This is a genomic window from Bacillus sp. AR8-1, from assembly GCF_008042345.1.
In the GTDB taxonomy this organism is placed as follows: Bacteria; Bacillota; Bacilli; order Bacillales; family Bacillaceae_G; genus Bacillus_A; species Bacillus_A cereus.
In genome coordinates this window covers 22,608-37,795 of the sequence record NZ_QNUB01000014.1, presented here as the reverse complement: position 1 = coordinate 37,795, position 15,188 = coordinate 22,608, and the positions used below count along the sequence as shown (strand labels likewise).

Below are 15,188 nucleotides of genomic sequence, written 5' to 3'. Positions count from 1 at the left end.
GCACTGGGTTACGGTGCGTTTTTTATTAGCTTACAGAACGCATGATCACATGGGAAATCCAAGACTACGATAGAAACGAAATTAAACGTGATGAAATTTGTAACAGTTAATGTGGATGCCACAATCCATGTTGGTATTTTAAAAGGTATGATAGGATTTGTCATTGGTTAAGATACGGATACTGGTATGGCCGATAACGAATTAGATCCATTTACAATTGTTATGATTCGGGCTGTGTTTCTAACGCAATAAGATTTGCATAAGATTATTTTAGAAAATTAATATTTGATTTTTATAGTGACTCAATATACCGTATTTTAGAATCGAGTTACATATTTAAAAATCATCACCAAGAGAATATGCAAACTTGCGGGTTCTTATTTAAAACATAATGCCAGAAAAGCTGAGGTGAATAAAGTGCAAAGTTTAAAATCTTTAAAACGTGACGTATACATTTTTCTTCCATTGTCTATTTATTTTTCCTCCATTTTTATTTCATTCTATATTATAGAGAATACATTCAACTTGCTAAGTTTTTTACCAGCACTTGGAACCCTGTATGTCTGGGTAACTAGTGTGATAGACATTAAAAATAAAAACTACAAAATAAAATAAAAAAGCATCTGAACTAGATGCTTTGCTCTTAATGTTATAGAATATTGACGCCCATGACCATACAGCTACCAAAAACAATACATACCAAACCTAAAAATATTAAAAAATCTGGCAGATCAAAATGTTCGAGTAACGCGCCTATTAATAATAAAAAGGGATATACTAGAATTTCAATCCAGGTTACGCCCCCTGCTTTCTTTATTTCTCGGTAAGATACAACGCTGACAAGTAAAACGCCTACTACAATCAACCCTATCCCTAACATCATCCATTCATCCTTTTGAAAATTTAGTATTTCACTTTCATATACTGCTCTTTTACGAGCACCAATAATTCCCTCAATTTCTTCTCTACAGGATGTTCTTGATTTTCAGATACTTCTCTCCCGTATGATGAAAATCTTTGTGAGCAAGCACTAGTTGTAACTTCCAATTTCGCGTATGAGAATGTATGCTCATTTTCTTTACCAATGTTTTCAGTAGTGCTTCCATTTGAACCAACGCGTATACAGCTTTCATCAAGTTTGGTGCGCTTACCTTCCTTGTTAACCGTGTAATACGTGTCATTGACTTCCCCATATTTCATATCGGCTGTAGATGTAACTGCGGTCCCGTCTGCAGAAAAAGTGACGACACGAAATCCATCTTCTTCTGGCAACAACTCAGCTCCTGGAACATTATATAGTACCAATAGGTCTCCTTCGTATGCTTCTGGAATGAGATAAATGGTATCTGTAGTGTCTTGTCCGAATCGGATACAACCGCTTAAAAGAATCATAATAAAGATTCCACAATACATTATAACTTTTCTCATAGAATTTCTCCCGTTATGTGTAAGAATGGTATAGTATGTATTATACAATTTGATATATTTCCTTGGATAGAATAAGTTTCTAGTTTGAAGTCGGTTTTACTATTGTCATATAAAAGATTTATGTCAGTGAATGATTAGCACGAAGAGAAATGGAGTGAATTGATGAGCAGACGTTTTGCATTAAAATATGAAAATAAGATTTTGAGAAAGATAATGATTACCGTAAGCATTGTCATACTCGTTTTCATTGCAACAGGGTGTGATTCTGTCCAAAATGATGCAAAGGATGTAACGGAGATTCCGCTAAACAGCAAATTAGAATCCCTTATTTCAGAAAGTATCATTGCCTGGAATCAAGACAAATTAAATCATACAGAAAAACAATTTGAGACGCATGTAATCTATGGAACTGAAATGAAGGATGAAAAAATGTATGTCTACCTTCATTCCCTCATGCAAGGATACAACCGCGAAACACAGACAGTTTCTCAAGCAGGACATTTACTTCCAGTCCGTGTGACGGTCACAAAAAATGGGGATGATTACATCATTGAAGATTACCGTGAACCAGGAGATGGTGCTGAAAATGAACCTACTTTGCGCAACATGTTCCCGAAAAAGTATGCGGATCAAGCACTCACTATCTCAAATGAAACGATTCAATCATTAGAATCTCGTATGCAAGAATATGTTTCTAAGTGGCTGGAAGATACAAGTAATAAGAGACAAGATAGATAACAAATAAAATATTCCTAATCGAATATTTTACAAAAAAAGGAGAGATATAATCTCTCCTTTTTCTACTTTATACCTAGCATTATTTGTTATATCCACCAAGTTGCTGTTCTGCCATAGCAACGAGACGTTTTGTGATTTCTCCACCTACAGAGCCGTTCGCTCTTGCAGTTGAATCTGCGCCTAATTGTACGCCGAATTCTTGTGCAATTTCATATTTCATTTGATCTAGTGCGCTTTCTGCACCTGCAACCACTAAAGAGTTGTTACGATTGTTTGCCATCATATATCACCTCCTGTACGTTTAATATGCTACGAAACAAAGAAAATATTATTGGTAAATAAAACTATTTATAGTTTGTTCTTTTATCCACTATTTTACTTTTCCGTAACGATTTCAGCAGAATAACAGTATGAGTTTCGTTTATTCGCATTAATATACAGAATGGAAAATATGTTTACGAAGAGTTATATTTTTTATAAACATTTATTGATGTAGATGTATTGCAAGTTCTTCTAAAATATTGACAGATAATATGCCACGTGTTAAATTCAAAACATTTAAATATTAAGGAGATGAGTGACTGATGTCAGTTAATAAGATAGAAGAATATTGGTATATGTACGCTAAAGAAAATGGATTAAACATGAGTGTTCCAGATTCGTGGATGTTTGGAGATGGTTCCAAAGAAATGGGAGATAAATTAGGAAGTTTAGTAGTTAAAGGAATCAAAACAGGAACATGCGCTGCACATTGTGTTTATGAGCTTGAAGGGGAAGAAATTCAAAAAGTTGGTCAGTACGATATTGTATTGGATGGAGACAATAATCCATTAGCAATTATAAAATATACAAAGATCGATTTACTAAAAATGAATGAAGTAACAAGTAATTTTGCAAGATCTGAGGGTGAAGGCGATTTAAGCTATGATTATTGGTATAGTGAGCACGTTAAATTTTTCACTTGGGAATTAAGTCGGTATGGACTTAATTTTACTCCAGACTTAATGCTAGTTTGTCAAACGTTTAAGGTAATGGATGTTTATAAAGATTAAACATGAATGAAAATCAAACATGTTTATTTTATATTATGTTTTTAAGCATTTCGTCATGTAAAAAAACAAAATCCCCTTCAGGAAAGCTGCTAAGCTAGCGTAAGGTGCTAAATTCCCTCAAAGTATCTCAAAAGCTGGATAATCATTTAATATTTCTGTACTCTCCAACTTACAACAAAACACATCGCAAAATATTTTTACGATGTGTTTTAAAAGGGAAATCATCATCAAGTTTTTCACCCATATTTTTATAAGGAGTTTTACCATTGAGGATAAACGCCTTCATTTCAAAACAGTTCTTTTCATTTGTATACGATATGTCTCACACATATAGTATACAAATTATTACACTTACTTTTCTTCACCGCTTGCTTGCATGGAATTAAAAGTCCAATTTAATTTCAACGCATCTCCTTGAAATACATTTTGTTCTTCACCGTTATCTACGAATGTAAACATTACATAAAATGTATCATCATCACCTGGAGCAAGTCCATTTCCTTCTCGATCTACAATACCGTTCTTTACAAGATTAGGAATATTTCCATTTTGCGTAGCTACCTTTAATTCAGATAATGTAGTAGACCAAATTGGAACCTCATTTTTATCCAAGTTCCACAAGAAATCAACACGGATATGATCACCAAAATCAGCATTTCCATTATCCCCTTTCGCATCGATTACACTGTAATCTGTCAGGAGTTTCACATCTCCTATTGCTAAGGTTCCTTTGTTTACTAATTGAAAACCACGTTCCATTTCATCACCTGGTTTCAGATTGTCGACATTAATAACAACTTCTGGATTCACACTCAAATCTAAAGTACCCGCTGCAAACGTGTTTTGTGATACTTCCTTATCACTAAAATATGCATATGTTCCCCCGCCAATTAAGGATAAGCCAAGCATTGCAGTTACAACACCCATACCAAGTTTTTTCTTCATACCCATTTCACAAGTCCCCCTATTGTTAAAGTTTAAACTACAAACCTTATTTCCATCCCACAAACAACAATAATAATTAAGCAACTTCCTTGTCCCATAATGAAAGCAAACTTACTTTAAACTAGTTACTTCATGTACCCAAACGACTATGACTCTTAAAATGACCGGTAATGTTACCGTAAATCATTTCCGGTCATTTGTTAACCAATCCATTTCATTTAATATCCATTGTCTGATGCCTTTATTTACTCTAGAAGTTTGTCCACTTATTTTTTTGGTTCTAAACCGATAGAGCGTAAAATTTTCTCTAACGTCACTGGCCCTACATTTTCTTTCGGTTTCTCGTTTCCTTTAGCATCTGGGCCCTTTTTCAAGAAGTTTTTCTCAATTAAACGAACATCCGTTTCACCTACAACACCATCTTGATTTATATCTCCATCTTTTACAGATACTTTTCCTTTTCCATACGATAAAGCTGCTATTCTAGCATCTTGAATATCTACCATTTTATCGCCGTTTACATCACCTGCAAGGTTATCATCCATGTCAGCTCTAAAGTTTTGTCCCACTAATTCTCCATCCTGCATTTTCCCTATTTTTGTTGTTAATTTACTATTTAAATGACCTGGCATTTCTACGAAAATATCATATTCTTTATCGCTTACTGGAACACTATGAATTTCAAATTGTCCGTTATCACCAATCGTTCCTGTATATTTCTTTCCATTCTTTCCAACTGCGTACACTTTTGCTCCTAGTTTTGTATAGTCTTTCTTACCTAAATACCCCTCTTCATTCAAGAAAGCTTCCGGGCCAATATATCCTGTAACCGTTGAATGTTTCGAAACAATAGCAAAAGATTTATCTTTAAACGCAGGAATCTCAATGCCTTCTGATGCACCAACTTTTGTATAAGAGAACTTATCTACTCCAAATGCAGTCAAATCATTAAAGTATTCATCGTTCGTCATCTCGAATGTAACATCTAAAAATGGTTTATCTCCATCTAATCCTTTAAATTCTTTTCCTTCCAATGATGCGCCAACTTTCACCTTGTTTTCCCAAGCTCCTGCTTCACTTATCTTCGGATCTTCTAATTTAAGGTTCAATCCATGTTGTTCTACATATTCCGTAAGTGCTGGATTTGGTTTCACATCTGTAAATTTAAATAGCTGCTTGTAATAAGGAATTTCAAATGTACCTGACATAAGCTGTTTTACATTATTAAGATTCAAAGTTAATGTAATTTTCTCTCCTAATTTGATTTTATCTTTGTCATAACTTGGAACAGCGTATTCTGTCCCTTCTTTTACAAAGACGTAATCTTTATATCCAGTTGCCATATTCCCTGCAGTTGCAAGATCATATCCAAATAATTTTAAATTTAATGGTTCATTTATTTCCTCTGGAAGTACTCCAAATTTAAAATCACCATTTGCTTGAATTGTATTCAACCAACCTGATGGGAAGGCTGAGTTTTGATAATATACAATTTGATTCGCTTTTTGATCATATTGCAAGCCTTTTGCCTTTAATGCATCTACTGTAGAATCATAAATATTACCATGCACCCATAATGCACGCTGGCCGTCTTCTTCTTTAAACATAGAATCATTGACTTCGTGTATACCAGGTTGTACATCCTTAAATTTCATTTCAGGTATTACATTATCAATGATAATGCTATCGCCTTTTGTATAAGATTTTCCTTCTTTATCATATCCAACGAAGTTCAATTCGTAATCTCCATCAGGCAACATAACAGGTTTATCCGCAATTGGATGAGCTGGATTTCCTGTGAATGGAAGTACATACCCTCCCATACCAGAAAACATCATATATTCAACATTCGGTGTTAGACTACTTGCATTAAGTGTACCAACGACTCCTAATGCCTTCCCTGTCGTTCGGTCCTTCACAATTGCATCAATGGTTTCGAGAGGACTATTTAATTTAAATGACAACGGCGAACTTGGTCTTTCCATAAATGGATGGAATTTAGAAGCATCTGTTGCCATTGCATCTCTCAGTAAATCTACAGACGCAATCCCTTTTTCTGTGAATTTAACTGCAAATGGTACTTGATATACTTCTTTTTCATTGTTTTTATTTGAAATATGAATATAGCCCTCATATCTACCAAATTCAGCGTTTTCTGGAATGGTAATTTCAGGGTTAATTTCCTCTGATGCACCAGGAGCTACTTTAATAGAATCTGGTACGTTTAGCTTCACACCATTCTTCGCTGCATCTTGCACACCTACACTTGTAGGTGAAAATTTCACCTCTAATTTAAACTCTTTCCCATCTGTTTTACTGCTGTTCTTAATTAAAACTTTTCGACTATCTTTAATAGGCCCATTTTCAATTTGATTTTTATACCCAAATGCAATAGAACCTGTTTTTTCTTCAATTTCTACTTCTTCATCACCTACAACGTTTGATGTTTTATCAACAACCTCGATAGATGTATCTGCATGAACTGCACGATATGCATCAATTCGTCCTGAGCCCACCTCAAATACAGAACGCTCTTCCTTTAAATCAACTGCGGTATTCATGAGTGCTTCTTTTACTTCAAATGGACTATAGTTTGGATGTTCTTGTAAAATAAGTGCCGCTACCCCTGCAGTATGAGGAGTTGCCATAGAGGTACCTGACATACGTCCATACGCTACCGGATAATTATCTCCATCTTTTGGATCATTAATATATTCAGGAACAGTTGAGAAAATAGACACACCTGGTGCTACAATATCTGGCTTAATATCATCTGTCTTAGTTGCAGGACCGCGGGAGCTAAAATCAGCTAAGTGATCTCCCTCTGTTTTTATATTACTTAGTTCTCCAAACGCTAACGACACATCTCCTTGTACAGCTTTTACTTGTAATTTCTCACCATCTACTTTTGTTAAGCGGAACGATGGAATAGACGAAGTACTTTCCCCAAGATAACTTGTAATTTCACCATCTACATTGTTATATACGATTACCGCTTTTGCGCCTGCTTCCTTAGCATGCTTAATTTTTTCATCAAATGTAATCTCACCGCGTTGGATAAGAGCTAATTTTCCTTTTACATCTTTTCCTGTAAAATCATTTGATTTTCCAAGCCCTGCATATACAACTGATACGGATTGACCTTTCAAATCTTCAATCTTATCAGTAAAGCTTTTTCCAAGTAGCATCATCTTATCCACATGTAAATCACCTGCATCGATAGAAAACGTTGGGATCGTCATTGCAGCATCACTGGCTCCAACTGTAATTGGAAGTGCCGCTGCACTAGGTGATCCAATGGTACCTTCTTCCGGACCACTGTTACCTGCTGCTACTACTGTAACAACACCAGCTAACATCGCATTGTTCACTGCGACAGAAGTAGGATATAAAGGATCATTAATAGACGCTCCTAGTGATAAATTGATAACATCCATATCGTCTTTCACCGCTTTATCAATCGCAGCAAGAATACCGCTTGTTTGTCCACTTCCATATGGACCTAATACGCGATATGAATATAAATCTACATCTGGAGCAACACCCTTCACTGCATAATCCACACTATTCTGTTTGTCTGCAGCAATTGTCCCAGCTACATGCGTACCATGGGATGTATAATATGCACTCCCCTCATAAATCTCAGGATATCCTCCAGAATTTTGCCAATCCTTATACGTTGTCTCCATTGGATCAGCATCATTATTAACAAAGTCCCATCCTTTTATGGAGTTCGGATCTATTTTACTTGGATCTTCACCTTGTTTTGCACGATATCCTTTATATGCATCTTTCAAATCCGGGTGGTTGTAATCAATACCTGTGTCCAGTACACCTACCTTAATTCCTTTCCCTGTTATTTTTTCATCATGCAGCTTGTCCACACCAATTTGCGGTACACTATCCGCCACTTTCGGTTCAACAGCAGTCTTAGTTGTTTCTTTCGGCAAATCAATTTTAACCTCATGATCTTCCCATACGCGCTTAACGATACCGGTACGAACTAAGTCTTCGATCATATTTGCTGGTAAAGAAATCGCTACACCATTAAAAGCATTCTTATATTCTCTTGTTATTTTTGCAGATTTTACATTTGTTCCTTTCTCTTTATTCTTTTGAAGCTGTTCAAGCTCTGCTTTAAATCCTTTATGTGATGCTTCTACCTTTTGTTCCGCATTTGAAAGAGCTACCTTTTTCCCTTTAGCCGCTTGTTTTAATACTTCAATTTTGCTAGGTGCTTGCTTAAATTCTATAATCACATTCACATTATTAGGACTTGCGGTATTGATACCTGGCGAAATAACAAAACCCGGTTTTGTATCTAACGTTTTTAAGGCATTACGTTGTTCCTTTGTAAGGCCTTTTAAGATAGCATTTGCATCATCAATTCCAGTTAAAGTAGATGTATTTACCTCTTCCGCTAATACGTTATATGGAATTCCTTGAGACAATAACATTCCAGCTGTTAACGTTCCAATAAGAATCTTTCCAAATTTCCCTCGTTTCATATTGCATCTCCCCATTTTTAATATTATTTTTTGAAACAAATTGATTCTTAAATTCCCATTTAGCATTGGAAACTCTATTAATCTTAATCTTTTGTATCATGAAAGATTTCCAACACTACTGCCATCCCCATACCTCATATAGATAATCACTCACTTTACACTTTCTATAAGAGCCCCCCATCATTTATTTTCAACAAAATATTTTTACAAAATGAATTATTAACAAGGTTAAAATGTAATTCTATTTTTATTATTCCACATTTAGATTATTCTGAAAATTGAACAAAAGGAGTATCTTTTCTCTAAGGATTCTATGCCTACATAGTACAAAAGAACTATCTTGTCCTTTATTCTTTGTGATACAGAATAAAGCAACACGATAGTTCTTTGAAAGATTTCTTATTTAATCTAGCGGAACCAATTGATTTCGGACTGCATAAATCACTGCTTGCGAACGACTTTTCACATTTAGCTTTTTAAAAATTTTATTGATGTGAATTTTAACTGTTTTATCACTAATATATAAAACTTCAGCAATCTCTTTATTACTAAGTCCTTTTACTAGTTCAAAGAGAATTTCCTTTTCACGTTCCGTCAGTTCATTTTCATTTGATTCTACTTTCATTTTTTGCTGATGATATGTAATTAATTTTTTAGTCATACGCGGATGAATAACGGAATCGCCTCGATATAACATTCGAATTGCTGCTACTACCTGCTCTGATGAGGAATCCTTCAATAAATAACCATCAGCACCGGCCTGGAGTGCATCCATTAAATACTCATCATGCTCATACATTGTAAACACAAGTACTCGGCAATTTGGATATTTTTTTTCACTAACTCGGTAGCTTCAATCCCATTTTTCCCTGGAAGGTTAATATCCATCAAAATACAATCTGGTCCACATTCTTCTACTTTTCCCAATACTTCATCCCCAGAGCTAGCTTCTCCAACCACTTTCATATCAGATTCATCCTCTAGTATGCTCCGAATTGCATCTCGTAAAAAAGCATGATCATCTACTACTAATATTTTAATCATTTTACGCACCCCTTGTTTGTGAATCTGGAATTAACAGTGTAATTTCTGTCCCTTTACCTACAGAACTATCAATCTGTAAAGTAGCCCCTAATTGTTCAGCTTGTTCATTCATATGTAATATACCATAATGTGGCTCATTCTTCGTTTTAACCATAGACTCAAACAGAGAAAAGCCAACTCCATTATCCTTTACCCTTAAAAGCACGTGCTCACTTTGATAACTGAGTAAAACATCAGCCTTTTTTGCTTGTGCATGTTTTACAATGTTTTGCAAACTCTCTTGTAATGTATCAAATATCACTCTTTCTTTTGAAAAGCTAAGCGCTCGCGCATGACCTCTTTCATGATAGATAATGTCTAGTTCATATTCTTGTTTTAAAGATTTTATTTTACTTGCTATCGCCTGCTTAAGGCCTAATTGTTGTGTTGGATATGGTTTTAAAGCATAAATAGAGTAACGAACTTCTCCTAGGCTTCCTCTTAAATCTTTTATGCTTTTCTCTACTACTTGCTGCATATCTATTGGTTTATCACGGTATTTTTTCTGGGCGGATTCTAGTTGGAATATCACCCCGGCTAATGTTTGCGCAATACCATCGTGAATTTCACGAGCCATTCTATTTCTTTCTTCTAAGATCATTCTTTTTTCCTGTTCAGAAATCAATATCCTTGTTTTAACTACGTTAGCTAATTGGTTAGAAAATGTAGCTAACGACTGTACATCTTCTGGAAAGAATCCCGCATTTCTACTTTTCCCTGCAACAAACATTCCGATTAATTCATCATTTACTATAAGAGGAAAATATACAAGTGATCGTATAACACTATCAAATATTTCATCTCCAGGAGCCGTACCAATTTTCCAATCATTAAATACAAGATTTTTAGAGATTCCTTCAAACGCCCTGAACTTTTCTGAATCATCAGATATATAAGAGCGGACTTTCCCATCTTTTAATAGAATATTCCAGTTCCCATCATCTTTTGTCCATATTACATATGCTTGTATGCCAAAAAAACCTTTGAGTGCTTGTTTAATATGTTTCAAGTTTCCTCCGGTTAATCCTCGACTAATTTCGGTCGTAATAAGAAATAACTCATATAATCGTTCCTTTTCCATCCTTATCCGTACAGAAAAAGAACTTATCACTGAAGTTGCTACAAGTGGAAAAAAGAAAAACAGTACTGTAATCTCGTTTACTTCCACACTATATGTACTAATTAATACGTGCATCAGTGCCGCATAAGAGAAACCAAAAGTTTCGCAAAGAAATACCGTTACAGTTTTTTTATACCACTGATAAATTGAATATGGCTGCAGAAGAAGTATCATTAACAAATCGTAAAAGCGATTGTTGAAAAAACAAAAAAATACACAAAATAATAATAAAGATATTAAATTTCCATACAGAACCGACATATCTATTTTATTAATTAATAAGGACATACATTTGTTTGAGAGCCATTCGGCCAAGATCAAACTAAGTGCATGCTGAGTACTATTAAATAACATTCTTTGTATCGGTGAACGGCGATGCAGATGAATAATTAGCGTAACGAGTACAATAGCAACAATAGTTATATGGATTCCAAACTGCCAACTCATAGCGTAAATTATCGGAAAGGTAAGCGAACTAGTTCCTCTCCAAAATCTTACAGGAAAATACTCTGCAATCCCCATAAAAAGTAACAACAATATTAGTATTGTTAGATGAGAAGGGATTTTAATTTCAAGTAAAGATATAGTTATAGTAACCAAACCAAGAAAAGAAATAAAATAAAGATAAAAACTAGCAATCTTTTCTCTCATAAAGATAGAATTTACATCTTTCAAAACAACCCCTTCTTTCCTTATAAAAACTTCATTTTCTCTATTATCCAACAAAAAACCGGCACTGGCAAAATGGAAGAACATCCACTAGCCAATCACCGGCTGTGTACTACACCTAAAAAGGCAAGACACAATACTAGTATATATCAGTTTGTGAAGTTTACCCATTAGTCAAATGGTGTAATTGTACATACTTTTAGACTTAGGTCTACTAGTACAAAAGATGTATACGCAATTTAAATTTTGATTCACTAAAAAAATTCTAAGAAAAATAGGAAGGCAATCGTAGTAAATACTTATCTATATTAATTTCATCTAAATCTTTAGGTTATGTATGTATCAAATACTCCCCATCTAATATTTACAAATAACCCATGAGATAATCTCCTTATATACTATATATGAAGTTTATCACTTAATATTTATTGAAGAAAAGGCGATGCATACAATAATCAAATCTAATTAACATATTATTTAATTATCGGTAGCGAGATTAAAGAGACTCCCTATTCTCAGGAAGGAACCTCCAATTCATATTATTACCCCTATTTCTATGTTTCTTATTTGATTCTAATTAACTAACTGATTAGGGTTATTGCAAATCAAAATAATAAAACCACATCTCCAATTATTAGATAACTATCTAATACATTGGAGGTGCGGTTCACTTAGGTCATTGATGTTTCAGCTATTCTCTTTATTTGAAAATTACATCTACCATATTAATTTAATATTATATTCCTCTAGCCAACTATTAACTTGAAGTAAATAATCTATTATACCTCGTGCATCATTACCTGAAATTACTTCGTCTTTTCCTTCTGCAATAGCACGAACTCTTTCTACATTAATTAATGGCAAAATAGGTGATTCAGGATTGTTCAACACATGTAACATCCAATCACTAATACCTTGTAGATAAGAGGCATCCTTAGTGCTTGGATATGCACTTTTTTTGCGATAACGTACATCCTCTGGAAGTACATTTTCAAAAGCTCTACGTAAAATACCTTTTTCAATATTGTCTATGCTTTTCATTTCGAATGGGACATTCCATAGGTATTCTACAAGCCGGTAATCGCAAAATGGAACTCGTACTTCAAAGCCATTCATCATACTTGTGCGATCTTTTCGTTCTAGCATAAATGGCAAGAAACGTGTAATAAACATGTAAGACATTTGACGTTGCTTCATTTGCAGATCACTTTCACCTTCTAAAAAAGGAACCTCAGCAACCGCATCTTCAAATTTTTGTTTTTGATATTTTTCAGGGCTAATCTTCGCTTTAAAATCCTCTGATAGAATTTCTGTGCTATACCATAAATTAACACTCCAAGGGAATATCTCTGCATCTAGAAACTTCTCTTGATGGAACCATGGATATCCTGAGAATACTTCATCTGCGGATTCGCCTGAAAGTGCAACTGTTGCATCTTTTTTCATTTCCTTAAATAACAAATAAAGAGACGTTTCTAATTCTCCAACTCCAGGTAGATCACGCGCTCGCATTGGAGTTAATAAATGCTCTATTAAACTATCTGATCCTAACTCTATAGAATGATGCTTTGTTCCTACATATTCAGCCACACGTTTCACCCAAGGTTCATCACGATCAAAACGAAGGAAGTCTTGCTCAAAGTCTTTTTCATCATTGATGAAATTCAGGGAATATGTATGAAGACGTTCCCCTTTATTCCCAAATTCGTTTCCTGCTAAACCTGTTAAACCACTGGAATCTAAACCTCCAGAAAGCATAGATACCACTGGTTTATCAGCAATTAACTGACGTTTTACCGTATCTTGTAAAATGGAACGGATTGTCTCAACTGTTGTATCAATATCATCTACATGTTCTTTACTTTCAAGTTTCCAATACTGTGTCGTAGTCGAGCCATTAGAGGTAAACGTCATGTAATGCCCAGCACGCACTTCATGTATATCCTTGAAAATAGCATGACCAGGAGTACGTGTTGGCCCAAGACAAAATATTTCAGAAAGTCCTTCTTTATCTACCTCTGCATCTACAAATGGATGCGAAAGTAAAACTTTTAACTCTGAACCAAAGAGAATTGCGCTTCCCCTTTGAGCAAAAAATAAAGGTTTCACACCTAGATGATCACGACCAAGCATCAATTTCCCAAATCTTTCATCCCAAATACCAAAAGCAAAAATCCCATTTAGATGTTGAACACAATCTTCTTGCCATTCTAAGTAAGCATGTAGTAATACCTCTGTATCCGACTTGGTCTGAAATTTATGACCTTTCTCCTCAAGTTCTTTACGTAATTCTTGATAGTTATAAATTTCTCCATTGAACGTAAGGCCAATCATATCATTTCCATCTTTATAGAGCATAGGTTGAAGGCCACCTTCAGGATCAATGACGATGAGACGTCGATGACCTAATGCCGCTCGTTTTGAAAACCAATGCCCCTCTGCATCAGGTCCTCGGTGAATGATAGCATCTGTCATTTTTTTTAACGTTTCTTGTTCATTAGACAGGTCTTTAGACCAGTCTATCCACCCTGCAATTCCACACATAGTGTCTACCTTCTCTCAAATAGTATAGAAACCGACTAAAATCGAATATCAGTCGGTTTTCCGTAAAAAAATCCGACTAAAAACGTCTTTTAGTCATGTTTATATAATAAAATGAATTGAATAAAAAATCAAATAATTAAATCAAGAAAGAAATCATCGTCCGATTAAAAAATTATTACCTTAAACTTTCATTTTTATCTTAAGTGATACAGTTGCATTCTATTATAGTTATATACTAGAAATAAGAATGGTGTATGTTATTCTATAAGAAGCAAATAGAGGACTTTCTATTAGGAGTTACAAAATTACAAATGAACTAATACAGAATGTAAAGATAGAAAACTTCGCTAAATATTTCAAGGATAGGGTGTAGACAATGATCAAATTAGAAAAAGAAAATAAAAAAATAAAAATCATTCAATCTGCCACAATACTGTTCTCTACGCGTGGTGTCCGTAACACAACGGTTGATGAAATTGCAAAGACAGCTAAAGTTGGTAAAGGTACTATTTATTATTACTATACAGATAAAACTGAAATATTATGTGACTGCTATATGCGTCATATTCAGCTCAAACGCTCACAATTATTTAATTTATATAAAGAAGAAAAAGATGTTTTACTTCGAATACAAAAAATTCTTCATTATATCAGCCTAGAATATCATCAAGATCCGTTTGTTTCTACACTCTTTCAAGAATATAAAGAGTACCATTCACCTGAAATTACAACTTGTTTTAAACAATCTGAAGAAGAAGCAATTAACATGATAAGTAATTTGCTCGAAAAAGGTTATCAGCAAGGAGCTTTGCATAAGGTACCATTACCGCTTACAGCTTTTATGTTAGTACGAATGATTTTTAACTACGAACAGGATTATATAAAAAATGATAAAAGTGATACAGAATTTCTGCAGTTGCTAAAACATATGCTTCTTAAAAACTAGTTTTAACCACATACAAAAAATAAGTGCGGTGCAAATATATGAAGAAGTACATGAATAATAGCGGTTTTTTATGAGTTCTTTTCACTCTAAACAAACATACAAAATATCCAACGCTTATGTAGAAGTGAATGAAAAAATCATATGAATTTTTCTGA

At 34.4% G+C, this 15,188-nt stretch carries 10 protein-coding genes and 1 pseudogene; 3 read left to right on the top strand and 8 right to left on the bottom strand.

Going from position 1 to position 15,188, the window contains the following annotated elements; genetic code table 11:
* Nucleotides 1–649 precede the first annotated feature (649 nt).
* Both DN400_RS08850 and DN400_RS08845 read right to left on the bottom strand, forming a co-directional pair.
* Entirely contained in the window at nucleotides 650–883 is a 234-nt protein-coding gene (locus DN400_RS08850) for a hypothetical protein (protein WP_002094019.1), read from the bottom strand.
* Nucleotides 884–903: 20 nt separating this feature from the next.
* Nucleotides 904–1,428 carry a DUF6843 domain-containing protein gene (locus tag DN400_RS08845; RefSeq protein WP_001233341.1) on the bottom strand — a complete coding sequence of 175 codons (525 nt, stop codon included), beginning with the start codon at nucleotides 1,426–1,428 and terminating at the stop codon, nucleotides 904–906.
* Between the two features lie 162 nt (nucleotides 1,429–1,590).
* Here DN400_RS08845 and DN400_RS08840 point away from each other — a divergent pair, with 162 nt between their 5' ends.
* Nucleotides 1,591–2,166 (top strand): hypothetical protein, encoded by a 576-nt coding sequence (locus DN400_RS08840; RefSeq protein WP_000091041.1) that lies wholly within the window; start codon nucleotides 1,591–1,593, stop codon nucleotides 2,164–2,166.
* Nucleotides 2,167–2,245: 79 nt separating this feature from the next.
* Here DN400_RS08840 and DN400_RS08835 read toward each other — a convergent pair whose 3' ends face one another.
* Entirely contained in the window at nucleotides 2,246–2,446 is a 201-nt protein-coding gene (locus DN400_RS08835; protein ID WP_000002881.1) for an alpha/beta-type small acid-soluble spore protein, read from the bottom strand.
* Between the two features lie 304 nt (nucleotides 2,447–2,750).
* On the opposite strand from DN400_RS08835, the gene DN400_RS08830 reads away from it, so the two are divergent.
* On the top strand, nucleotides 2,751–3,218 hold the full coding sequence (locus DN400_RS08830) for an ASCH domain-containing protein (RefSeq protein ID WP_000115719.1): 468 nt from the start codon (nucleotides 2,751–2,753) through the stop codon (nucleotides 3,216–3,218).
* A gap of 351 nt (nucleotides 3,219–3,569) precedes the next feature.
* On the opposite strand, the gene DN400_RS08825 is transcribed toward DN400_RS08830, so the two are convergent.
* The 5 genes and pseudogenes from DN400_RS08825 to asnB form a co-directional block, all read right to left on the bottom strand.
* Nucleotides 3,570–4,169, bottom strand: a complete 600-nt coding sequence (locus DN400_RS08825) for a TasA family protein (RefSeq protein ID WP_016077688.1) — start codon at nucleotides 4,167–4,169, stop codon at nucleotides 3,570–3,572.
* Between the two features lie 260 nt (nucleotides 4,170–4,429).
* The gene (locus tag DN400_RS08820) at nucleotides 4,430–8,671 is read right to left on the bottom strand and encodes a S8 family serine peptidase (RefSeq protein ID WP_098837437.1); all 4,242 of its coding nucleotides are present in this window, start codon (nucleotides 8,669–8,671) and stop codon (nucleotides 4,430–4,432) included.
* A gap of 403 nt (nucleotides 8,672–9,074) precedes the next feature.
* Nucleotides 9,075–9,715 (bottom strand): annotated as a pseudogene (locus tag DN400_RS08815) (response regulator).
* Between the two features lies 1 nt (nucleotide 9,716).
* Nucleotides 9,717–11,549 (bottom strand): GAF domain-containing sensor histidine kinase, encoded by a 1,833-nt coding sequence (locus DN400_RS08810; RefSeq protein ID WP_147801637.1) that lies wholly within the window; start codon nucleotides 11,547–11,549, stop codon nucleotides 9,717–9,719.
* A 711-nt stretch (nucleotides 11,550–12,260) separates the two neighbouring features.
* Nucleotides 12,261–14,087, bottom strand: a complete 1,827-nt coding sequence (gene asnB, locus DN400_RS08805; RefSeq protein ID WP_147801636.1) for an asparagine synthase (glutamine-hydrolyzing) — start codon at nucleotides 14,085–14,087, stop codon at nucleotides 12,261–12,263.
* Between the two features lie 376 nt (nucleotides 14,088–14,463).
* Here asnB and DN400_RS08800 point away from each other — a divergent pair, with 376 nt between their 5' ends.
* A complete protein-coding gene (locus tag DN400_RS08800; RefSeq protein WP_000593066.1) occupies nucleotides 14,464–15,033 on the top strand; it encodes a TetR/AcrR family transcriptional regulator in 570 nt (189 codons plus the stop codon).
* Nucleotides 15,034–15,188: the final 155 nt, after the last annotated feature.

Excerpts from the sequence above, each read along its gene's own strand:
- DN400_RS08850 (WP_002094019.1), bottom strand. The coding sequence starts at position 883 with ATGATGTTAGGGATAGGGTTGATTGTAGTAGGCGTTTTACTTGTCAGC.
- DN400_RS08845 (WP_001233341.1), bottom strand. The coding sequence starts at position 1,428 with ATGAGAAAAGTTATAATGTATTGTGGAATCTTTATTATGATTCTTTTA.
- DN400_RS08840 (WP_000091041.1), top strand. The coding sequence starts at position 1,591 with ATGAGCAGACGTTTTGCATTAAAATATGAAAATAAGATTTTGAGAAAG.
- DN400_RS08835 (WP_000002881.1), bottom strand. The coding sequence starts at position 2,446 with ATGGCAAACAATCGTAACAACTCTTTAGTGGTTGCAGGTGCAGAAAGC.
- DN400_RS08830 (WP_000115719.1), top strand. The coding sequence starts at position 2,751 with ATGTCAGTTAATAAGATAGAAGAATATTGGTATATGTACGCTAAAGAA.
- DN400_RS08825 (WP_016077688.1), bottom strand. The coding sequence starts at position 4,169 with ATGGGTATGAAGAAAAAACTTGGTATGGGTGTTGTAACTGCAATGCTT.
- DN400_RS08820 (WP_098837437.1), bottom strand. The coding sequence starts at position 8,671 with ATGAAACGAGGGAAATTTGGAAAGATTCTTATTGGAACGTTAACAGCT.
- asnB (WP_147801636.1), bottom strand. The coding sequence starts at position 14,087 with ATGTGTGGAATTGCAGGGTGGATAGACTGGTCTAAAGACCTGTCTAAT.
- DN400_RS08800 (WP_000593066.1), top strand. The coding sequence starts at position 14,464 with ATGATCAAATTAGAAAAAGAAAATAAAAAAATAAAAATCATTCAATCT.